The sequence below is a fragment of the Janibacter sp. YB324 genome (assembly GCF_014217915.1).
Classification (GTDB): Bacteria; Actinomycetota; Actinomycetes; order Actinomycetales; family Dermatophilaceae; genus Janibacter; species Janibacter indicus.
The window spans coordinates 2567536-2587168 of record NZ_CP060120.1; the positions used below are offsets into that span (position 1 = coordinate 2567536).

Genomic DNA, 19633 nt, shown 5'->3' on the forward strand with positions numbered 1-19633 from the left:
ATCCGAACCACGGCCCCAACGGCCTGACCTGCCAGGTCGGGATCCTGCGTCAGGACGAGGTGCCGAGCCAGGAGTCGGTGCTGGGCCGCGACGCCTGACCCCGGTCACCTGCCGAGGAGCCGGCGCCACCACCGTCGAGGCGAAGGGGGCGACCCCGGGGCCTCCACCGGCGTCGGGACGACGGCCCGCTCCTCGCGCAGCCGACGCCACGCCGCGACCATCTGCTCGACGTCGACCGTCGGGGCCAGCGGTGGCGCCGTCGGCCCGAAGGTCGGGCGCCTGCGCTCGTCGAGCACGCGCCGGTTGAAGTCGCGCAGTAGCTCGCGCACATCGGCCTCGTGGCGCTCGTCGGCGAGGGACTGCGGGTAGCCGGCCGCCTCGCGTCGCAGCTGCAGCACGGGCGGCAGCGCGTCGCTGCTGTCGAGCCCCTCGCGGGCCATCATCCCCTTGACCCACCAGTCGGGGTCACTGCTCTCGATCCCGCGCAGGGGCCGGCCGGCGCCGGGTAGGTCGTCGAACTCCCCGCGCTCGGTGGCCTCACGGATCTGACGCTCGACCCACCCCTCGTACGGCGGTACTCCCATGACCCCAGTGTGGCCTCCGGCTCACTGCCCGCGGGCGGAGACGACCACGACGTCGCGGTCGGCGGCGACCCACGCGTCGACCTGCCACATGTCCGCACCGCCGAGGACCACCGCGTCGAAGTCGCCGTCGCCGACCTCGTCGGCCACGGCGTCGACGAGGTCCATGTCCCGGCCACTGTCCGACGACGGCTGCGAGCGAAGGGAGTCGGCCACCTCGGGCTCGACGGTGATCACGGCGTCGATCCAGTAGGTCGAGGGGCCGGGCGCGGTCCGGTCGTCGCCGAGGGTGCCGGACTGCCACGTCGCCGACACCGGGTCCCCGAGGTCGGGGAAGCGTGACGTCAGCGGGTCGAGGTCGCTGCGGGTCCCGCGCTCGTCGACGCTTTTGGTCGGCTCTGTGGGCCGCTCGGGCTCGCTCCCCGAGCCGCACGCGGTCAGCGTGAGGAGTGCGGTGAGGAGTGCGGTGAGGAGCAGGCCGAGGGAGCGCATCTCACAGGCTCGCGGCCAGCTCGGTGCCCTGCCGGATCGCTCGCTTGGCGTCGAGCTCGGCGGCGACGTCGGCGCCACCGATGACGTGCACGGTGACTCCCTTCGCCCGGAGCGGGTCGACGAGGTCACGGACCGACTCCTGGCCGGTGCACACGACGACGTTGTCGACCTCGAGCAGACGGGGCGCGCCGTCGACGGTGATGTGCAGGCCCGCGTCGTCGATGCGCTCGTAGGCGGCGCCGGTGATCTGGTGGACGCCCTTGGCCTTGATCGCCGCGCGGTGCACCCAGCCCGTGGTCTTGCCGAGGCCGGCACCGATCTTGGTCTCCTTGCGCTGCACGAGGTAGACGGTGCGCGGCGAGGGGGCCGGGTGGGCCTCCTTGAGCCCGCCACGGTCGACCGAGAGGGGGTCGACGCCCCACTCGTCCTGCCACTCCTTGAGGTCGAGCGTCGGGGACTCGACGGTGGTGAGCAGCTCGGTGACGTCGACACCGATGCCGCCGGCGCCGATGACCGCGACCCGCTCGCCGATCTCGCGGGTGCCCAGGACCGCCTCGGGGTAGGTGACGACCATCGGGTGGTCGATGCCCTCGATCTCGGGGACGCGCGGGGTCACTCCGGTGGCGAGGACCACCTCGTCGAAGTCCGCGAGGTCGTCGGCGCCGACCCGGGTGCCGAGGTGCACGGCCACGTCGCGGCGCTCGAGCTCGCCGCGGTAGTAGCGGATCGTCTCGGCGAACTCCTCCTTGCCGGGGATGCGCATGGCGAGCGCGAACTGGCCGCCGATGTCGTCGCCGGCCTCGAAGAGGTCGACCTCGTGGCCGCGCTCGGCAGCGGAGACCGCGGCTGACAGACCCGCCGGCCCGCCACCGACGACCGCGACCCGCTTGCGACGGGCCGTCGGCGACAGGACGAGCTCGGTCTCGTGGCCGGCGCGCGGGTTGACCAGGCAGCTGGCGACCTTGCGCTGGAAGGTGTGGTCGAGGCAGGCCTGGTTGCAGGCGATGCAGGTGTTGATCGCCTCGCTGCGCCCGGCCTGCGCCTTGGTGCCCCACGCGGGGTCGGCGAGCCACGGACGGGCCATCTGCACGAGGTCGGCCTGACCGGCGGCGAGGACCTGCTCGGCCTGGTCGGGCATGTTGATCCGGTTGCTCGTCACGACCGGGATGTCGACGTGCGGGCGCAGCCGCTCGGCGACGTCGGTGAAGGCCATCCGCGGCACCGAGGTGACGATCGTCGGCACCCGCGCCTCGTGCCAGCCGATGCCGGTCGAGAGGATCGTCGCGCCGGCCGCCTCGATCTCGGTGGCCAGGGCGAGGATCTCCTCCCACGTCTGGCCGCCCTCGACGAGGTCGAGGATCGACAGCCGGTAGACGACGATGAAGTCCTCCCCCACCGCGGCCCGCACGGCGCGGACGATCTCGGTGGCGATGCGGCGCCGGTTGGCGGGCGTGCCGCCCCAGCCGTCGGTGCGCTTGTTGGTCCGCGGGGCGAGGAACTGGTTGATGAAGTAGCCCTCGGAGCCCATGACCTCGACGCCGTCGTAGCCGGCGGAGCGGGCGAGCTCGGCCGCGCGGGCGAAGGCCCGGATCTGGCGGCGAACTCCCTTCTCGCTCAGGCCTCGAGCGGCGAAGGGTGTGATGGGAGACTTCCCGGACGAGGCCGAGACCGAGTAAGGGTGGTAGGCGTAGCGGCCGGCGTGCAGGATCTGAAGCGCGATCTTGCCGCCCTCGCGGTGGACCGCGTCGGTGACCTGCTGGTGGTGGCGCGCCTCGCGGCGGGTGGTGAGCTTCGAGGCGAAGGGGTAGAAGCTGCCCTCGATGTTGGGGGCGAAGCCGCCGGTGACGATGAGGCCGGCTCCCCCCTTCGCCCGCTCCGCGTAGAAGGCCGCGAGCCGCTCGAAGTTGCTCGCCCGGTCCTCGAGGCCGGTGTGCATCGACCCCATGATCGTGCGGTTGCGCAGGGTCGTGAAGCCCAGGTCGAGCGGCGAGAAGAGCGTGGGGTACTCGGTCATCGTGGTCCTTCGTGGGAGTGACGTGCGTCGGGCCGACGGTACCCATGACGAAGGGGGTGTCGCACCGCTCGTTGGCTTTGTCACCACGGGATGACACAGTTGGGCCCACGACCGGGGACACGAGGAGAGCCATGGCAGAGCTGGGACGCATCGTCGGCAAGGCCGCGCTGGGTGCTGCCGGCACCGCCGCCGCCGGCGCCACGCTGGCCGGTCTCGGCTACGGGCTCATCCAGGCCGAGGCCAAGATCACCCGCAAGATCGTCGGCAACCCCTTCGACGGGGCGCCCGACGACGACGGGGTCTACGGCGCCGCTCCTGGCGAGCCGGTGCAGCTGCTCGTGCTCGGCGACTCGACCGCCGCGGGCATGGGCGCGGACAACCGCTTCCAGACGATCGGCGCGATCCTCGCGACCGGGCTCGCCGCGATCATGGGCCGCCCGGTGGAGCTGACCAACGAGGCCGTCGTCGGGGCCGAGTCCTCCGACCTGAGCTCCCAGCTGTCCAAGGCGCTCGAGCGCATCGACCAGCCCGATGTCGCGGTCATCCTCATCGGCGCCAACGACGTCACCCACCGCATCGACCGCTCGGTCTCGGTCCAGCACCTGCAGCGCACCGTGCGCTACCTGCGCACGCTCGGCGTCCCGGTCGTCGTGGGCACCTGCCCCGACCTCGGCACGGTCGAGCCGGTCCCCTTCCCGCTCAACAAGCTGCTGCGGCAGTGGAGCCGCGAGCTGGCCGCAGCACAGACCGTTGCGGCGGTCGAGGCCGGGGCGCGCACGGTGTCGATGGGTGACCTGCTCGGGCCCGAGTTCGCCGCCAGCCCGTCGATCATGTTCAGCCAAGACCGGTTCCACCCCTCCGCCGCGGGCTACGCGCGGGTCGCGTCGGCGCTGCTGCCGTCGGTGGCCGCCGAGGTCGACGCCTGGCCCGGGGGCGCTACCCACGACTCCGAGCCCGAGGCGGCGCGCGGAGAGGGCATCGGTGCCCTCGACGACGCCGCCGAACGGGCGGCCTCCTCCCCCGGTACCGAGGTCGGCCCCGCCGAGCTGCGCGGCCGCAGCCACGGCCCCCGCGGCCCGTGGGCGATGCTACGCCGCCGCGGCGAGCACGAGGTCACCGACGTCTGAGCCCGCCGCCCGGGCCCCTGATGTCCGTACTTCCTCAAGGGGATGCGCAGGCCAGGCTGCATTGCCCTACGGCAATGCGCAGGCCTGGCCTCTGACGTCCGCATTGCCCTACGGCAATGTGCAGGCCCGGCCACTGGTGTCCGCATTGCCGTAGGGCAATGCGGTCATGTGGGCGCGGTCAGGCCCAGGTGAGGCGAAGGGAGGCGAGCCGCTGCGCGAGGTGCGGGGACTCCCCTTCGGCCCGGCAGGCGTCGAAGACGACCACCCGCAGCTGGTCCATGACCACGGCCGGCCCGAGGTCGGGCAGGGGTTCGCCCGCGACGTCGGCCATCAGGTCGTGCACGCCCGCAACGCGCTCGGCCGCGCGGTCCAGCGGCAGCTGCTGCCAGCTGCGGACCACGCGGCCGAGCTCGGTCGCGACGTCGTCGGGGATCAATCCGAGCGGAGCCGGGCCAGCAGGCGCAGCAGCTCGAGGTAGAGCCAGACGAGGGTGACGAGGAGTCCGATCGCCAGGTGCCAGCCGTAGCTGACCGGCGCCTGGGTGCGGATCGCCGTCTCGATGTTGTCGAAGTCGAGCGCCAGGGTGACCGCGGCCAGACCGGTGCCGAAGACCGAGATGCCGATGCCGAGCCAGCCCGTGCCACCGAAGCCGAAGGGCGAGCCGTCGAAGAAGATCATGTAGCCGAGGTTGATCATCGAGAAGACGAAGTAGCCCAAGACCATCATGCTGACGATGGCGCGGAACTTCTGCGTCACCTTGATGACACCCGTGCGGTAGAGGACGAGCATCGCGCCGAAGACGCAGAGCGTCGCGAGGATCGCCTGGGTGACGATGGACTCGAAGACGCTCGAGCCGACCGGGTCGTAGATCTGGTGGTAGAAGCCGCTGATCGGCCCGACGAAGGCGCCCTCGAGGACCGCGTAGAGGACCGCGACGACGACGCCGACCGGCTTGCGGCGGAACATCATGAACAGGCTCATGCCGATGGTGCCCACGAGGCCGACCATCATCATCAGGCTGCCGATCGCCGGGACCATCGCCGACAGGGTCCAACCGACCGCCGAGACGGCCAGCAGCACGGCGAAGAGCGCGCCGGTGCGCAGGAGGACGTCGTCGAGGGTGATCGGCCGGTTGTCGCCGCCACCGCCGCCGAAGCCACCGGCGGGCCCGGGCTGACCGTAGCCCGGCTGGGGCTGACCGTAGGGCTGGCCGTACTGCTGCGGCTGGCCGTACTGCTGGGGCTGGCCGTAGGGCTGGCCCTGCTGGGGCGCGTAGCCCTGGTTGCCGTAGGCCTGCTGGCCGTACTGCTGCTGGGGCGCCTGCCCCGTGTCACGGAAGCCGGCGTAGCCGTGCTGGGCGTCCTGCTCGACCCGGCCGAGGATCGGGTTGCTCATCGTCTGCTCCTGATGGGGCTGGCACGGCACGTCGGCCGCAGAGGTGTCACCAGACTAAGCGGTCGACATGAGGCTGGTGTTCCCGGATCCACAGGCCGTTGCCGGATCGCAAGCAGACGGCCGGCCGGGCCCGAGGGTCCCGACCGGCCGCCGTCGTGCGTGGAGAGGTCAGCCCAGCCCGTCGAGGGCCTGCTCGAGGTCGGCGAGCAGGTCGGAGACGTCCTCGATGCCGACCGACAGGCGCACCAGGTCGTCGGGCACCTCGAGCATCGAGCCTGCGGTCGACGCGTGGGTCATCGCCCCCGGGTGCTCGATGAGCGACTCGATGCCGCCGAGCGACTCGGCGAGGGTGAAGATTTCGGTCCGCGCGCACAGCTGCTGCGCGGCCTCACGCCCACCAGCCATGCGCACCGAGATCATGCCGCCGAAGCGGGACATCTGGCGGGCGGCGACCTCGTGGCCCGGGTGCTCGGGCAGCCCCGGGTAGAGGATCGAGGAGATCTCCGAGTGGCCCGCGAGCAGGTCGACGACCGCCTCAGCGTTGTCGCAGTGCCGGTCCATCCGCACGCCGAGCGTCTTGATCCCGCGCATCGTCAGGTAGGCGTCGAAGGGGCCGGGGACGCCCCCGGAGCCGTTCTGCAGGAAGGCGACGTCGACGTCGATCTGCTCGTCGTCGGTGACGAGCAGGCCACCGACGACGTCGCTGTGGCCGCCGAGGTACTTGGTGCTCGAGTGGAGCACCACGTCGGCGCCCCGCGTGAGCGGCTGCTGCAGGTAGGGACTGGCGAAGGTGTTGTCGACGACCAGCCGCGCCCCGCCCGCGTGGGCGACCTCGGCGACGGCCTCGATGTCGCCGATGTTGAGCAGCGGGTTGGTCGGCGTCTCGAGCCACACGAGCTTGGTCGTCGGGCGCATCGCGGCGCGGATCGCGTCGACGTCACCGACCGGCGCCGGCGTGTGCTCGATCCCCCACTGGGAGAAGACCTTGTCGATGAGCCGGAAGGTGCCGCCGTAGGCGTCGTCGGGGATGACGAGGTGGTCCCCCGGACGAAGGGAGGCCCGCAGGATCGCGTCGGTCGCGGCCATGCCGGAGGCGAAGGCACGACCGAAGGTGCCGGACTCGATGGACGCGGCATTGGCCTCGAGGGCCTGGCGGGTCGGGTTGCCGGTGCGGGCGTACTCGAAGCCGCCGCGCATGCCGCCGACGCCGTCCTGGGCGAAGGTCGAGCTGGCGTAGATCGGGACGTTGACCGCGCCGGTCAGCGGGTCGGGCTCGTAGCCGGCGTGGATCGCCCGGGTGGCGAACCCCTGGGTCGCGTGCGCGTCGGCCGCGCTCTTGCGCTCGGACATGGTCAGCCCTTCGCTCGGTGGGACAGGTGGCCCAGCAGGTCCTGCCGGGTGATGACGCCGAGGGGCTTGCCGCCCTCGACGACGAGCAGCGCGTCGGCCTGCTCGAGCGCCTCGGTCGCGGCCGAGACGGGCTCGGCGGCACCGATCTGCGGCAGCTTGGCGCCCATGTGCGCGCTCACCGGGTCGGCGAGCGAGGCGTGCCCCTCGAAGACGGCGGTGAGCAGCTCGCGCTCGGTGACCGCCCCGGCGACCTCGCCGATGACGACCGGCGGCTCGGCACCGACGACGGGCATCTGCGAGACGCCGTACTCACGCAGGATGTCGATCGCCTCGCGGATCGTCTCGTTGGGGTGGGTGTGGACGAGGTCGGGCAGCTCGCCGCCCTTGCCGCGGAGCACCTCGCCGACGGTGGCGTCACTCCCTTCGTCGCCGGGCAGGAAGCCGTATGAGGCCATCCAGTCGTCGTCGAAGATCTTGGCCAGGTAGCCGCGGCCGCCGTCGGGCAGCAGGACGACGATCGTGGCGTCGGGCCCCTCGCGCTCGGCGACGCGCAGCGCGGCGACGACCGCCATGCCGCTGGAGCCACCGACGAGCAGTCCCTCCTCGCGGGCCAGGCGACGGGTCATGGCGAAGGCCTCGGCGTCGTCGACCGCGATGACCTCGTCGGGCACCTCCGGGTCGTAGGCCCCGGGCCACATGTCCTCGCCGACGCCCTCGACGAGGTAGGGGCGGCCGGTGCCGCCGGAGTAGACCGAGCCCTCGGGGTCGGCGCCGATGATCTTGACCCGGCCCTCGCTGATCTCCTTGAGGTAGCGACCGGTGCCGGTGATCGTGCCGCCGGTGCCGATGCCGGCGACGAGGTGGGTGATCTGACCGTCGGTCTGCTCCCAGATCTCCGGGCCGGTGCTCTCGTAGTGCGCCTGCGGACCATTGAGGTTGAAGAACTGGTTGGGCTTCCACGCCCCGTCGATCTCGGCAGTCAGCCGGTCGCTCACCGAGTAGTAGCTGTCGGGGTGGTCGGGCGCGACGGAGGTCGGCACGATCTGCACCTCGGCGCCGTAAGCGCGCAGCACGTCGATCTTGTCCTTGCCGACCTTGTCGGGGCAGACGAAAATGCAGCGGTAGCCGCGCTCCTGCGCGACGAGCGCCAGCCCGACACCGGTGTTGCCGGAGGTCGGCTCGACGATGGTCCCGCCGGGCTTCAGCTCGCCGGAGGCCTCGGCCGCGTCGATGAGCTTGCACGCGATGCGGTCCTTGATGCTGCCGCCGGGGTTGAGGTACTCGACCTTGGCCGCGACGAGCCCGGACCCCTCGGGGGCGACGGAGGAGAGCCTGACCAGCGGGGTGTTGCCGATCAGGTCGGAGATGTTGTCTGCGATCTGCATGTCCGCATCGTGGCACGGATCACCAGCGGCCGACACCGCGCTCCCCTCGCCCGCCGATCAGTCGATCTGCCCGACCGGGGTGCGCTTCTCCGCCTGGAAGGCGTCCTCGGTCCGACCGCGTGCCCAGTAGCCCGAGATCGAGATCGCCTCGCGGGGCACGCCCCGCTGCTTGAGCACGCGGCGCACCGCCTTGATCGACTCGCGCTCCCCGTGGGCGAAGACCTGGACCCCGTCGCGCCACTCGACGCCGTCGACCGCACGGGCCAGGAAGTCGACGTCGTCCGTCGCCGGGTTGACGAGCCACTGCACGTCGACGTGCTCCGGAGCGCGAAGGGGGATGACGTCACCTCGGTCCTCCACCTCGAGCAGCGCGACGCCGCTCGCGCCGGCGGGCATCGCCTCGAGCGAGGCCGCGATGGCCGGCACGGCCGAGAGGTCGCCGGCGAGCAGGTGCCAGCCGGCCTCCGGGTCGGGGGCGTAGCCGCTGCCCGGCCCCATGAGGACGATGCGGTCCCCTCCCTTCGCCTGCTGGGCCCAGGGACTGGCGTAGCCGACGTCGCCGTGCGTCACGAAGTCGATGGTCAGCAGGCGCGCCTCGCGGTCGACCGCACGCACGGTGTAGGTGCGGGTGATGGGGTCGCCCTCGGCGTCGGTGAAGCGCAGCTTGACGTAGGCGTCGGTGTGCTCGGCCGCGCCGAAGTCCGCCAGCGAGTCACCGGTGAGGACGACGCGCACGAGGTGCGGGCCGACGCGCTCGGTGGAGACGACGGTCAGCTCGTGCTGGGGGCGGGGTGGGCGAGCGGGACGATCAGGAGAAGCCATGAACTGAGGCTACCCTTACCACAACCGGAGCGGTCTCGGGGTACCGCTACGCTGTCCGGGCTGCCGCGACCGGGACCGCCCGGCACCGGGGCAGCGACACAGGCGGGCGTAGGCCAACTGGCGAGCCGGGGAACTTAAAATTCCTGTCGAACGTGTGGGTTCGAATCCCACCGCCCGCACCCCTCACCCGAGGGCCGCACGCAGCTCCTCAACCGTCATCCCCTCGATCTTGCGGACCACCTCTGCGCCGGGCCCGTGCGCGTCGGCCCCGTGCAACTGCCCCTCGTCGTCGACGACGAACTGGCCCTGGGTCGAGGTGATCGTGAGAACCCGCTCGCGGGAGGTCTTGTCGAGGAACAGGACGGCGCACTGACCCACCTGTGCCGGGAGCAGCCCGTTGGTCCTCGGGACCCGCCCGTGGTCACGACCCGCCTGCCGCACCGTCACCTCTCCGGAGCTCGCGAGGTCTCCGTCCCCGTCAAGGACGGACTCGACCTCGACCGTCAGGTGCTCCATCTGGACCCCCTTGCCGTCCTCGCTGTCGGCGACGAGCTCGGCGTCCTGCGCCCGCAGGACGCGGCCGACGACGACGATTTCGGACTCGTCCGCGAGGTCCTCGAGGGTGTCGGGGACGACACGCTCGTCCACATCCACCTCGAGGATCTCCTCCCCGGACGGCGCGGCCTGCGTGGAGGTGGGCGCTCCGCAGGGCGCGTCGCTCGGCTCAGCAGCAGTCGTGGTCCCGCACGCCGTCAGCAGGACGACAGCGAGCCCCCATGCACCGAGATTGCGCCTCATGGACCAAGGGTAGTCCGGCCCCCCGTCAGGCAAGGCTCCGCGCGACGGGCGACCTACGCACCGGTCGGGGCGGTGCCGTCAGGCGGTCTCTTCCTCGACGACGACGGGCCGCACGACCGACTGCGCGATGCCGTCGAGGATGTCGTGCTCTGAGACGGTGACGACGAGGTCGGGGCCGTTGGCACCGCGGGCCCGCTCGAGCACCTCCCACCAGATGAGGGCTCCGGCGCCGATGACGTCGACGCGCCCCGGGTGCATGAAGGGCTGGGCCGCGCGCTCGGCGCGGGTGCTGAGGATGAGCCGCTCGCAGGCGATCATCATCTCCTCGATCGGGATCCGCGCCAGGTGGATCGCCTCGCGGTCGTAGGAGGTCAGACCGAGAGCCAGGGCGGCGACCGTCGTCACCGACCCGGCGAGACCGACGACCGTCGTGACGCCCCCCAGACCGACCTCGGCCTCGGCCGCGTCGAGCGCCTCGGCGATGTCGTAGCGCGCGGCGTCGATGACCTCCTGGGTCGGAGGGTCGGTGCGGTGGTGCCGCTCGGTGAGGCGCACGCAGCCGATGTCGAGCGAGGTGCCGGCGATGACCTCGTGCGTGCCGCGGACGATCTCGGTGGATCCGCCGCCGATGTCGGCGACGAGGTAGGGCCCGTCGAAGCCCGCGTCGGCCAGCCCCGCGGTCGCGCCGGCGAAGCTCAGCGCGGCCTCCTCGGCGCCGGCCACGACCTCGGGAGCGACGTCGAGGTCGCCGAAGGCCTCACGGACACCGGCGACGAACTCGTCGGCATTGCTCGCGTCGCGCGACGCCGACGTGGCGACGAAGCGCACCCGGCCCGCGGGCACGCCGTGCTCCCGGCACTGCTGCGCGTACTCGCGGCACATGCCGAGCGTGCGCTCGAGAGCCACCGGGTCGAGCATGCCGGTGCGGTCGACACCCTGACCGAGCCGCACGACCTCGGTGCGGCGCAGCACCTCGGTGAGCACGGGCGTCGCCGCCTCGTCCTCGGGCGCGACCTCCGCGGCATCGGCGATGAGCAGGCGGATGGAGTTGGTGCCACAGTCGATCGCTGCGACCCTCATGCGTCGCTCCCTTCGTCCGTGCTGACGCACGGGCTGGCGTGCCACCACTCGGGCAGCAGGTCGAGGGCCTCGTCACCCAGGGGGTTGACCCCGGGGCCGGCGGCCAGTGAGTGGGCGACGAGCACGTGCAGGCACTTGACGCGGATCGGCATGCCGCCCGCCGAGATGCCGTCGATCTCGGGGACGTCGCCGAGCTCCGCGCGCCGGGCGAGGTAGTCCTCGTGGGCTGCGCGGTAGCGCGCGGCGAGGTCCTCGTCCTCGAGCAGGCGCTGGGACATCTGCGCCATGAGCCCGCTCGACTCGAGCGTCGAGATCGGGCCGGTGAGGCGCGGGCACGTCGCGTAGTAGGTCGTGGGGAAGGGGGTGCCGCCCGGCAGGCGGGGCGCGGTGCGCAGCACCGTCGGGCCGCCGCACGGGCAGCGGTGGGCGACCTCCGCGGTGGCGCGCGCCGGGCGGCCGAGCTGGCGGTGAACGGTCTCGAGGTCCTGCGGGTCGACGCGGTCGAGGTCGTTGCCCAGGTCGTCGAAGCTCACTGCGCCGAGGTGGGGTCGTCGGCCGCGGCCACGGACGAGGCGACCTGCTCGTACCAGGGCTGCGTGGCCGGGGCGGTGACCGCACCGGTCTCGGGGTCGACCTCGGGGCTGTCGGCCTCGGGGTCGATGACCGTGTAGGTCCGCTCCCCCGGCTTGACGAACTTCAGCCGCTTGCGGGCCTGGGCCTCGACGTACTCGTCGGTGCCCCACAGGTCGCGCTGGCGCTCGAGGTCCTCGACATTGGCCTCCTGCGCGGCGACCTGCTCGTTGAGCTCGCCGAGGCGCTGACGCTGGTCGTACCAGGACTTGCCGGTCGGCACGAGCATGACGCCGAGCAGCAGCATGAGCGAGCCGAGCACGACCCAGCGCCGGGTCGTCATCACGGCGCGGCGCTGCTGGGCCTCGCGGGTCGCCGGGCCGGAGCGGGTGCGGGGGCGGGCGCTCCCCCGGCCGGCCGGCCGGGTCGTGCTGGGTCGCCGGGCCGCGCCCGGCACGCCGGAGCGTGCGGGGCGGCGGCGCGGCGTACGAGCCATGACGGCGCTCAGCCCTTGAAGCGCGGGAAGGCGCCCGCGCCGGCGTAGACCGCGGCGTCGTCGAGCTCCTCCTCGATGCGCAGGAGCTGGTTGTACTTGGCGACGCGCTCGGAGCGGGCCGGGGCACCGGTCTTGATCTGGCCGCAGTTGGTCGCGACGGCGAGGTCGGCGATGGTCACGTCCTCGGTCTCGCCGGAGCGGTGGCTCATCATCGAGGTGTAGCCGCTGCGGGTGGCCAGGGCGACGGCGTCCATCGTCTCGGTGAGCGAGCCGATCTGGTTGACCTTGACCAGCAGGGCGTTGGCCGCGCCGTCCTGGATGCCGCGGGCCAGACGCTCAGGGTTGGTGACGAAGAGGTCGTCACCGACGAGCTGGACCTTGTCGCCGAGCTGCGCGGTGAGCTCCTGCCAGCCGGCCCAGTCGTCCTCGTCGAGCGGATCCTCGATGGACACGAGCGGGTAAGCGTCGACGAGCTCGCCGTAGTAGGCCGCCATGTCCTTGGCGGTCTTCTGCTGGCCCTCGAAGGTGTACTTGCCCTTGTCGCAGAACTCGCTGGCGGCGACGTCGAGCGCGAGCGCGATCTGGGTACCGGGCTCGTAGCCGGCCTTCTTGATCGCGGTGATGATCAGGTCGAGCGCCTCGCGGTTGCTCTCGAGGTTGGGGGCGAAGCCGCCCTCGTCACCGAGGCCTGTCGACAGGCCCTTGTCCTTGAGCACGGCCTTGAGCGAGTGGTAGACCTCGGTGCCCCAGCGCAGCGCCTCGCGGAAGGAGGGCGCGCCGATCGGAGCGATCATGAACTCCTGGATGTCGACGTTGGAGTCCGCGTGGGAGCCGCCGTTGAGGATGTTCATCATCGGCACGGGCAGGACGTGGGCGTTGGGGCCGCCGACGTAGCGGAAGAGCGGCAGGCCAGCGGACTCGGCCGCCGCCTTGGCCACGGCGAGCGAGACGCCGAGGATCGCGTTGGCGCCGATCGTGCCCTTGTTGTCGGTGCCGTCGATGGCGAGCATCTCGCCGTCGACGAGGCGCTGCTCGCTGGCGTCGAAGCCGACGAGACGCGGGGTCAGGTCGTCCTCGATCGCGCGGACGGCGTCCTCGACGCCCTTGCCCAGGTAGCGCTTCTTGTCGCCGTCACGGCGCTCGACGGCCTCGAAGGCGCCGGTCGACGCACCGCTCGGCACCGCGGCGCGGGCGATGGTGCCGTCGTCGAGGGCGACCTCGACCTCGACGGTCGGGTTGCCGCGGGAGTCGAGGATCTCGCGGGCGCCAATTGCTTCGATGCTGGCCACTACCGGCTCCTTGGTGGTGCTCGATACACGGGGAAGGTCGCCACGAGCGTAACGGCTCGGCCACGGCGCTTCGCGCTGCGACCCACCCCATGGACCGGGCGAAGGGAGGTCAGCCCGCCGCGAGCAGGTCCGCCAACCGCCGCTGCTGGACCCCGCCAACGAAGTTGGCCGGCTCCAACCAGGCCTCGTGCGCTGCCCGGACCCGCGGCCAGTCGTCGAGCGTCAGGGCGAACCACGCGGTGTCGCGGGACCTCCCCTTCGTCACGACGTGACGGCGGAAGGTGCCCTCGTGGGCGAACCCGAGCCGCTCGGCGGCCCGGCGGGAGGGGGCGTTGAGGCTGTCGCACTTCCACTCGAGGCGGCGGTAGCCGAGGTCGAAGACGTGCCGCGCGAGCAGCGACATCGCCTCGGTCGCGGCGGTCGTACGCTGCAACCGCGGGCCGAGCACGACGTTGCCGATCTCGACGACGCCGTGGGCCCGGTCGATGCGCATGAGGCTCACCAGTCCGCAGGCGACCCCGTCGCCGTCGCGGACGAGCACCTCGACGGTGTCGCCGGCGAGCCGGCCGGCGACGTAGGCCACGACGTCGTCGGGGCGCTTCTCCTTGAGATAGGTCCACAGGGCGTCGTGATCGGGCCCGGCGACCTCGGGCGCCAGCTCGTCGGCGTGCCCGGGCGCAAGCGGCTCGACGGTGCACCAGCGACCGGTGGTCGCCGGCAGGTCGGGCCGCGGCGGCGGGGTCCAGCCGTCGACCGAGGGACCCACCGGCTGGTCGAAGGGAGTCAGCCGCACCTCGTCGCGGCAGGCGGGCGGCAGCACCGTCTGGCCGATCGGCCCGGGGTTGACCGCGATCTCCCAGCGGAAGCCGTCGGGGTCGGCGAAGTAGCCCGTGTACCCACCCCAGTCGCGCTGCTGCGCCGGGGCGACGTCGGGCGAGCCCGCCCCGCGCGCCAGCTCGAGGATCGCGTCGACGTCGTCGGGCCGGGTGACGTTGTGCGCCAAGGTGATCGGCGCCAGCCCCTCCCCACGACGAAGGGGGCCGACCTCCCCTTCGAACTCGGTGGCGTCCCACAGGGAGAGGATCAGGTGCTCGCCGACGCGGATCATCAGGACCTCGCCCGGCACGTCGAGCTCGGCCCGCCAACCGAGCCCGTCGAGGTAGAAGCGGCGGCTCGCCGCGAGGTCGGCGACGGCGAGCGTGACGAAGCTGATCCGCTGGTCCATGCGCACGACCGTAAGTGTGATGTCAGGGGTGGCGGGCGGCCTGCGCCGCCTTTTCCTGCGCCTTGATCGCCTGCCACTGCGCCTCGATCTCCTCGAGGGTCTGCGCCCGCGCGTCGCCGAAGACGTGCGGGTTGCGGCGCACGAGCTTGTCGACGAGGGCGGCGGCGACGTCGTCGACGGTGAAGGGCGCGCCGCCGTGGTCGGCGGCCACCCGGGCGTGGAAGAGCACCTGGAAGAGCAGGTCACCGAGCTCGTCGGTCAGCTCCTCGCGTCGTCGCACGTCATCGGGGTCGGCGATGACGGCCTCGAGCGCCTCGGTCACCTCGTGCGCCTCCTCCAGGACGAAGGGGGCCAGGCTCGCGTGGGTCTGCGCGGCCACCCAGGCGCACCCGTCCGGCGAGCGCAGCCGGTCCATGACGGCGACGGCGTCGAGCAGCCGGCCGCCCTCGACGTCCCACGAGCCGACGAGCACCTCGACCTCGGGCGCCTCGTCGAGCCGGGAGACCTCCGCGGCGATGGCATCGCTCAGGCCGGGGTCGCCGTCGGGCGAGCCGACCCACAGGACCGCTCCCCCGGACGTCGCGTCGACGAGCTCGCGGGCCCGCTCGTGGGGCGAGTCCGCCTCGATCCGCTCGACGGCGATGCCGTCGTCGACGAGCGCGAGCGGCAGCGCCTCGTCGGGGTCGGCCACGAGGACGCGGTCGGCGGACTCGATCGCCCGCCAGGCGTCGCGGCTGAGCAGCCCAGGCGAGACCCGTGGGCTCGTCGCGAGGAGGACCAGTCGCCGCACGATCAGGGCGTCTGCGGCTGGCCGGCGCCGGGCTGCTGCTGCGGCTCGGGCTGCTCGAGCCAGTCGGGCGACTCGCCGAGCGCCGACGCATAGCGCGGGCTGAGCTCGGCATCGGTCTCGGTGAGCAGCTGGCTCAGCTCCTGCTGGGCGCTCTCGTCGAGCTGGCTCGCGACGGCATTGGCCCGCAGGAAGTCGACCGTCGTGTCGGAGGGGTCGGGCACGGCGCTGCCGATCTCGCGGCGCATCGCCCCGGCGGACGGCACCTCGAGCCCCTCCTGCTCGGCGTAGTCGAGCACGGCGGGCGTCTGGACGAGATAGGTGACGACCGTCGAGGTCTCGAGCTGTTGGGGCTGCTGACCGGAGGCCTGCGCCTGGGCGGCCACGAAGGCGGTCAACTCGCGGGTGCTGCGCTGGATGTCACCGACGGTGATCTCGGTGTCCCCGACCTTGGCCGCGAGGGCGGAGCTGCCCCCCTCGGCCGCAGCACCGTCGTCGGATCCGCCACAGCCGGTGAGGGCGAGCGCGGCGAGCGCAGCGAGGGCGAGGGGGCGGGAGTGGTGACCGAGCACGGGGGTCCTTTCGTCCGGTCCTCAGCGCGAGCGCGAGGTGTCTCGGGGCGCCGTCGCCCCTGGGTCCACGATGACATCATCGAGCATGACCTGACGCACCAGGTCGGTGGCCCACGACAGCACCGCCGTGTCGCGAAGGGGGCTGCCCCCGATGCGCGCGGTCATCGGCTTGGGCACGAGCACCGTCTGCGTGCCCTCCTTGTAGCTCGACTTCGGGTACAGCCGGGCCAGGCGCAGCTGCTGGCTCTCGCGCAGCTGGGCCGGCGCGAAGCGCACGTTGTTGCCCTGGGCGACGACGTCGGTCAGGCCCGCGGTGCGCACGACGATCCGCAGACGGGCCACCTCGACGAGGTTGCGCACCGGCTCCGGCGGCTCGCCGTAGCGGTCGGTGAGCTCCTCGACGATCTCGGCGAGATCGGCCTCGGTCTCGGCGGACGCCAGCTTCTTGTAGGCCTCGAGACGCAGCCGCTCCCCCGGGACGTACTCGTGCGGCAGGTGGGCGTCGACGGGCAGCTCGATCTTGACCTCGGCGGGAGCGGACTCCCCTTCGCCCTTGAAGTCGGCGACCGCCTCGCCGACCATGCGCACGTAGAGGTCGAAGCCGACACCGGCGATGTGACCGGACTGCTCGCCGCCGAGCAGGTTGCCCGCGCCACGGATCTCGAGGTCCTTCATCGCGACCTGCATGCCGGCACCGAGGTCGGTGTCGCTCGCGATCGTCTGCAGCCGGTCGTGGGCGGTCTCGGTCAGCGGCTTGTCCGGCGGGTAGAGGAAGTAGGCGTAGGCCCGCTCGCGCCCACGACCGACGCGACCACGCAGCTGGTGCAGCTGGCTCAGGCCGAAGCGGTCGGCCCGGTCGAGGATCAGCGTGTTGGCATTGGAGATGTCCAGGCCGGTCTCGACGATCGTCGTGCAGACGAGGACGTCGAAGCGTCGCTCCCAGAAGTCGAGGACGACCTGCTCGAGCCGGTGCTCGCCCATCTTGCCGTGGGCGGTCTCGACGCGGGCCTCCGGCACGAGCTCACGGATGCGGGCGGCCGCGCGCTCGATCGTGCTGACGTTGTTGTGGACGTAGAAGACCTGCCCCTCGCGCATGAGCTCGCGGTGGATCGCCGCGGCCACCTGCTTCTCCTCGTAGCCGCCGACGAAGGTCAGGACCGGGTGCCGTTCCTCGGGGGGTGTGGCGAGAGTCGACATCTCGCGGATGCCGGTGACCGCCATCTCGAGGGTGCGCGGGATCGGCGTGGCCGACATGGCGAGCACGTCGACGTTGGTGCGCATCGCCTTGAGCTGCTCCTTGTGCTCGACGCCGAAGCGCTGCTCCTCGTCGATGATCACCAGACCGAGGTCCTTGAACTTCACCTCGTTGCCGAGGATCCGGTGGGTGCCGATGACGAGGTCGACCGCGCCGCTGGCCATCCCCTCGAGGACTTCCTTGGCCTGGGCATCGGTCTGGAAGCGGCTGAGCGACTTCACCGTCACGGGGAAGCCGGCGTAGCGCTCGGAGAAGGTGTTGAGGTGCTGCTGGACGAGCAGCGTCGTCGGCACGAGCACCGCGACCTGCTTGCCGTCCTGGATCGCCTTGAACGCGGCGCGCACGGCGATCTCGGTCTTGCCGTAGCCGACGTCGCCGCAGATGAGCCGGTCCATCGGGACCGTCTTTTCCATGTCGGCCTTGACCTCGTCGATCGTCCCGAGCTGGTCGGGGGTCTCGACGTGGGCGAAGGCGTCCTCGAGCTCGCGCTGCCACGGGGTGTCGGGCCCGAAGGCGTGACCGGGCGTGGCCATGCGCGCGCTGTAGAGGCGGATGAGCTCGCCGGCGATCTGGCGCACGTGCCGCTTGGCGCGCGACTTGGTCTTCTGCCAGTCGCTGCCGCCCATCTTGTTGAGGGCGGGCGCGTCGCCGCCGACGTAGCGGGTCACCTGGTCGAGCTGGTCGGTCGGGACGAAGAGCCGGTCGCCCGGGTGGCCCCGCCGCGAGGGGGCGTACTCGATGACGAGGTACTCGCGGGTCGCGCCCTGGACGGTGCGCTGGATCATCTCGACGAAGGACCCGACGCCGTGCTGCTCGTGGACGACGTGGTCGCCCGGGCGCAGCTGGAGCGGATCGACCTGCTTGCGCCGCCGCGAGGGCATGCGGCGCATGTCGCGGGTCGAGGCCCCGGCGCCGCTGGAGCCGAGGAGGTCGGCCTCGGTGAGCACGGCCAGGCGGTGCTCCGGGGCGACGAAGCCGGTGCCGAGGCTGGCGCGGGTGATCGCGACGACCCCCTCGGTCAGCTCGAGCGGGGCGTCGGGGCCGGACGTGCGCGTGGCCACCCCGGCCTCGCCGAGCACCTCGGCGACGCGGGTCACCAGACCGGCGCCGTCGGTGGCGACGACGACCCGCCAGCCCTCGCGGGTCCACTCGGACAGCTGGGCGACGGCCGCCTCGGTGTTGCCGCGGAAGTGCGGCGGCTCCTCCGCCGGCACCCGCAGCCCGACGTGGTCGTGGTCGACCCGGTCGTCCATCTCCGCCGCGATGGCCTCGAGCTCGGTGTCGACGGCGAAGGGGGTGATGCTCCACCACGGCAGGCCGAGGTCGAGCGCGTGCTCACGGGCCTGCGCCAGGGTCCAGTGGGAGGCGGTGCCGAGGACCCCCTCGAGGTCGATCGGGACGGAGTTGCCCGCCGCGGCATTGGCCCAGCTGGCCTGGAGGAACTCCTCGCTCGTCGAGACGAGGTCGTGGGCGCGGGCGCGCACGCGCTCGGGGTCGACGAGGACGATGCCCGAGCCCTCGGGCAGGACGTCGAGCACGGACTCCATGCCGTCGACGAGGGCGGGGCCGAGGGACTCCATGCCCTCGACGGCGATGCCCTCGGCGACCTTGAGCAGCATGTCGGCGACGCCGGGCAGCTCCGCGGCGAGGTCGGCAGCGCGGCGCCGGACGGCGTCGGTGAGCAGGATCTCGCGGCAGGGCGGCGCCCAGAGCTCTTCGGTGGCCTCGAGGCTGCGCTGGTCGGCGACCTTGAACCAGCGGATCTCGTCGACCGTGTCGCCGAAGAGCTCGACCCGGACCGGGTGCTCCTCGGTCGGCGGGAAGACGTCGAGGATGCCGCCGCGCACGGCGAACTCGCCGCGACGCTCGACGAGGTCGGTGCGCACGTAGGCGGCGGCCGCGAGTGCCGCGGTGACCTCCTCGAGCGGCGCCTCGTCTCCGACGCGCAGCCGGACCGGCTCGAGGTCGGCCAGGCCCTTGGCGATCGGCTGGAGGACCGCCCGCACCGACGCCACGACGAAGCCGGGCAGTCCGTGGCCCTCGCCCGTGCTGTCGGGGTGGGCGAGCCGGCGCAGGACCGCCAGGCGTCGGCCGACGGTGTCGCTGCGCGGGCTGAGTCGCTCGTGGGGCAGCGTCTCCCAGCTGGGGAAGGTCGCGACCCGGTCGGCGCCGACGAGCTCGCCGAGGGCCGCGGCGACGTCGTCGGCCTCGCGCGCGGTCGAGGTGATGACCAGTCGCGGCGCGGCACCGGCGGTCTCGCCACCGACGATCGCCACGGCCGGTGCCCGCAGGCCGGTGGGTGCGACGATGTCGACGACGTCGCTGGAGTCGCGGTGTCGGGGGATGTCGGCGAGCCCCGGCAGGCCGGGAGATCGCGCTCAGGAGCGGGGCGAGT

18 protein-coding genes and 1 tRNA gene are annotated in these 19633 nt (G+C 72.4%); 2 read left to right on the forward strand and 17 right to left on the reverse strand.

Annotated elements, in window-relative coordinates:
• Nucleotides 1-104 precede the first annotated feature (104 nt).
• From H7A72_RS12550 to H7A72_RS12560, 3 genes are read right to left on the reverse strand one after another with little or no spacing between them, the layout of a single operon-like run.
• Nucleotides 105-584: a DUF1992 domain-containing protein gene (locus H7A72_RS12550; RefSeq protein WP_185220749.1), complete on the reverse strand. Its 480-nt coding sequence runs from the start codon at nucleotides 582-584 to the stop codon at nucleotides 105-107.
• 21 nt (nucleotides 585-605) lie between these two features.
• On the reverse strand, nucleotides 606-1073 hold the full coding sequence (locus H7A72_RS12555) for a hypothetical protein (protein WP_185220750.1): 468 nt from the start codon (nucleotides 1071-1073) through the stop codon (nucleotides 606-608).
• A gap of 1 nt (nucleotide 1074) precedes the next feature.
• Nucleotides 1075-3087 (reverse strand): NADPH-dependent 2,4-dienoyl-CoA reductase, encoded by a 2013-nt coding sequence (locus tag H7A72_RS12560; RefSeq protein ID WP_185220751.1) that lies wholly within the window; start codon nucleotides 3085-3087, stop codon nucleotides 1075-1077.
• Nucleotides 3088-3218: 131 nt separating this feature from the next.
• Between H7A72_RS12560 and H7A72_RS12565 the strand changes: the two genes are divergently transcribed.
• Nucleotides 3219-4214 (forward strand): SGNH/GDSL hydrolase family protein, encoded by a 996-nt coding sequence (locus tag H7A72_RS12565; RefSeq protein ID WP_185220752.1) that lies wholly within the window; start codon nucleotides 3219-3221, stop codon nucleotides 4212-4214.
• Nucleotides 4215-4392: 178 nt separating this feature from the next.
• Here H7A72_RS12565 and H7A72_RS12570 read toward each other — a convergent pair whose 3' ends face one another.
• The 5 genes from H7A72_RS12570 to H7A72_RS12590 form a co-directional block, all read right to left on the reverse strand.
• Nucleotides 4393-4650, reverse strand: coding sequence for a hypothetical protein (locus tag H7A72_RS12570; RefSeq protein WP_185220753.1), 258 nt, complete (start codon nucleotides 4648-4650; stop codon nucleotides 4393-4395).
• Complete coding sequence (locus H7A72_RS12575) at nucleotides 4647-5609, reverse strand: Bax inhibitor-1/YccA family protein (protein WP_084450186.1); 963 nt, start codon at nucleotides 5607-5609, stop codon at nucleotides 4647-4649. The genes H7A72_RS12570 and H7A72_RS12575 overlap by 4 nt, the downstream gene beginning before the upstream one ends.
• Nucleotides 5610-5777: 168 nt before the next feature.
• Complete coding sequence (locus H7A72_RS12580) at nucleotides 5778-6959, reverse strand: cystathionine gamma-synthase (protein WP_185220754.1); 1182 nt, start codon at nucleotides 6957-6959, stop codon at nucleotides 5778-5780.
• A gap of 2 nt (nucleotides 6960-6961) precedes the next feature.
• Nucleotides 6962-8344 (reverse strand): cystathionine beta-synthase, encoded by a 1383-nt coding sequence (locus H7A72_RS12585; RefSeq protein ID WP_185220755.1) that lies wholly within the window; start codon nucleotides 8342-8344, stop codon nucleotides 6962-6964.
• A 57-nt stretch (nucleotides 8345-8401) separates the two neighbouring features.
• On the reverse strand, nucleotides 8402-9166 hold the full coding sequence (locus H7A72_RS12590) for a siderophore-interacting protein (protein WP_185220756.1): 765 nt from the start codon (nucleotides 9164-9166) through the stop codon (nucleotides 8402-8404).
• 102 nt (nucleotides 9167-9268) lie between these two features.
• Between H7A72_RS12590 and H7A72_RS12595 the strand changes: the two genes are divergently transcribed.
• A tRNA-Leu gene (locus tag H7A72_RS12595) sits at nucleotides 9269-9345 on the forward strand.
• A gap of 4 nt (nucleotides 9346-9349) precedes the next feature.
• Here the strand turns inward: H7A72_RS12595 and H7A72_RS12600 are convergent.
• The 9 genes from H7A72_RS12600 to mfd all read right to left on the reverse strand — a co-directional run bounded on the left by H7A72_RS12600 (nucleotide 9350) and on the right by mfd (nucleotide 19601).
• Nucleotides 9350-9964: a hypothetical protein gene (locus H7A72_RS12600; protein WP_185220757.1), complete on the reverse strand. Its 615-nt coding sequence runs from the start codon at nucleotides 9962-9964 to the stop codon at nucleotides 9350-9352.
• A gap of 78 nt (nucleotides 9965-10042) precedes the next feature.
• Nucleotides 10043-11044: a Ppx/GppA phosphatase family protein gene (locus tag H7A72_RS12605; RefSeq protein WP_185220758.1), complete on the reverse strand. Its 1002-nt coding sequence runs from the start codon at nucleotides 11042-11044 to the stop codon at nucleotides 10043-10045.
• Nucleotides 11041-11577, reverse strand: a complete 537-nt coding sequence (locus H7A72_RS12610) for a DUF501 domain-containing protein (RefSeq protein ID WP_185220759.1) — start codon at nucleotides 11575-11577, stop codon at nucleotides 11041-11043. Before H7A72_RS12610 ends, H7A72_RS12605 begins: the two co-directional genes overlap by 4 nt.
• Nucleotides 11574-12110, reverse strand: a complete 537-nt coding sequence (locus H7A72_RS12615; protein ID WP_084450179.1) for a septum formation initiator family protein — start codon at nucleotides 12108-12110, stop codon at nucleotides 11574-11576. The genes H7A72_RS12610 and H7A72_RS12615 overlap by 4 nt, the downstream gene beginning before the upstream one ends.
• Nucleotides 12111-12118: 8 nt before the next feature.
• Nucleotides 12119-13399 (reverse strand): phosphopyruvate hydratase, encoded by a 1281-nt coding sequence (eno, locus tag H7A72_RS12620; protein ID WP_185220760.1) that lies wholly within the window; start codon nucleotides 13397-13399, stop codon nucleotides 12119-12121.
• A 109-nt stretch (nucleotides 13400-13508) separates the two neighbouring features.
• The gene (locus H7A72_RS17210) at nucleotides 13509-14624 is read right to left on the reverse strand and encodes a GNAT family N-acetyltransferase (RefSeq protein ID WP_370543537.1); all 1116 of its coding nucleotides are present in this window, start codon (nucleotides 14622-14624) and stop codon (nucleotides 13509-13511) included.
• 22 nt (nucleotides 14625-14646) lie between these two features.
• A complete protein-coding gene (locus tag H7A72_RS12635; protein ID WP_185220761.1) occupies nucleotides 14647-15414 on the reverse strand; it encodes a MazG nucleotide pyrophosphohydrolase domain-containing protein in 768 nt (255 codons plus the stop codon).
• Between the two features lie 2 nt (nucleotides 15415-15416).
• On the reverse strand, nucleotides 15417-15983 hold the full coding sequence (locus H7A72_RS12640) for a SurA N-terminal domain-containing protein (RefSeq protein WP_084450176.1): 567 nt from the start codon (nucleotides 15981-15983) through the stop codon (nucleotides 15417-15419).
• Between the two features lie 21 nt (nucleotides 15984-16004).
• Nucleotides 16005-19601: a transcription-repair coupling factor gene (mfd, locus tag H7A72_RS12645; RefSeq protein WP_185222398.1), complete on the reverse strand. Its 3597-nt coding sequence runs from the start codon at nucleotides 19599-19601 to the stop codon at nucleotides 16005-16007.
• Nucleotides 19602-19633 lie beyond the last annotated feature (32 nt).

What these genes read in the sequence shown, in the direction of transcription:
- H7A72_RS12600 (WP_185220757.1), bottom strand. Translation starts at nt 9,964, where the DNA reads ATGAGGCGCAATCTCGGTGCATGGGGGCTCGCTGTCGTCCTGCTGACG.
- H7A72_RS12575 (WP_084450186.1), bottom strand. Translation starts at nt 5,609, where the DNA reads ATGAGCAACCCGATCCTCGGCCGGGTCGAGCAGGACGCCCAGCACGGC.
- H7A72_RS12615 (WP_084450179.1), bottom strand. Translation starts at nt 12,110, where the DNA reads ATGGCTCGTACGCCGCGCCGCCGCCCCGCACGCTCCGGCGTGCCGGGC.
- H7A72_RS12560 (WP_185220751.1), bottom strand. Translation starts at nt 3,087, where the DNA reads ATGACCGAGTACCCCACGCTCTTCTCGCCGCTCGACCTGGGCTTCACG.
- H7A72_RS12585 (WP_185220755.1), bottom strand. Translation starts at nt 8,344, where the DNA reads ATGCAGATCGCAGACAACATCTCCGACCTGATCGGCAACACCCCGCTG.
- H7A72_RS12550 (WP_185220749.1), bottom strand. Translation starts at nt 584, where the DNA reads ATGGGAGTACCGCCGTACGAGGGGTGGGTCGAGCGTCAGATCCGTGAG.
- H7A72_RS12555 (WP_185220750.1), bottom strand. Translation starts at nt 1,073, where the DNA reads ATGCGCTCCCTCGGCCTGCTCCTCACCGCACTCCTCACCGCACTCCTC.
- H7A72_RS12605 (WP_185220758.1), bottom strand. Translation starts at nt 11,044, where the DNA reads ATGAGGGTCGCAGCGATCGACTGTGGCACCAACTCCATCCGCCTGCTC.
- H7A72_RS12565 (WP_185220752.1), top strand. Translation starts at nt 3,219, where the DNA reads ATGGCAGAGCTGGGACGCATCGTCGGCAAGGCCGCGCTGGGTGCTGCC.
- H7A72_RS12580 (WP_185220754.1), bottom strand. Translation starts at nt 6,959, where the DNA reads ATGTCCGAGCGCAAGAGCGCGGCCGACGCGCACGCGACCCAGGGGTTC.
- H7A72_RS12590 (WP_185220756.1), bottom strand. Translation starts at nt 9,166, where the DNA reads ATGGCTTCTCCTGATCGTCCCGCTCGCCCACCCCGCCCCCAGCACGAG.
- H7A72_RS17210 (WP_370543537.1), bottom strand. Translation starts at nt 14,624, where the DNA reads ATGGACCAGCGGATCAGCTTCGTCACGCTCGCCGTCGCCGACCTCGCG.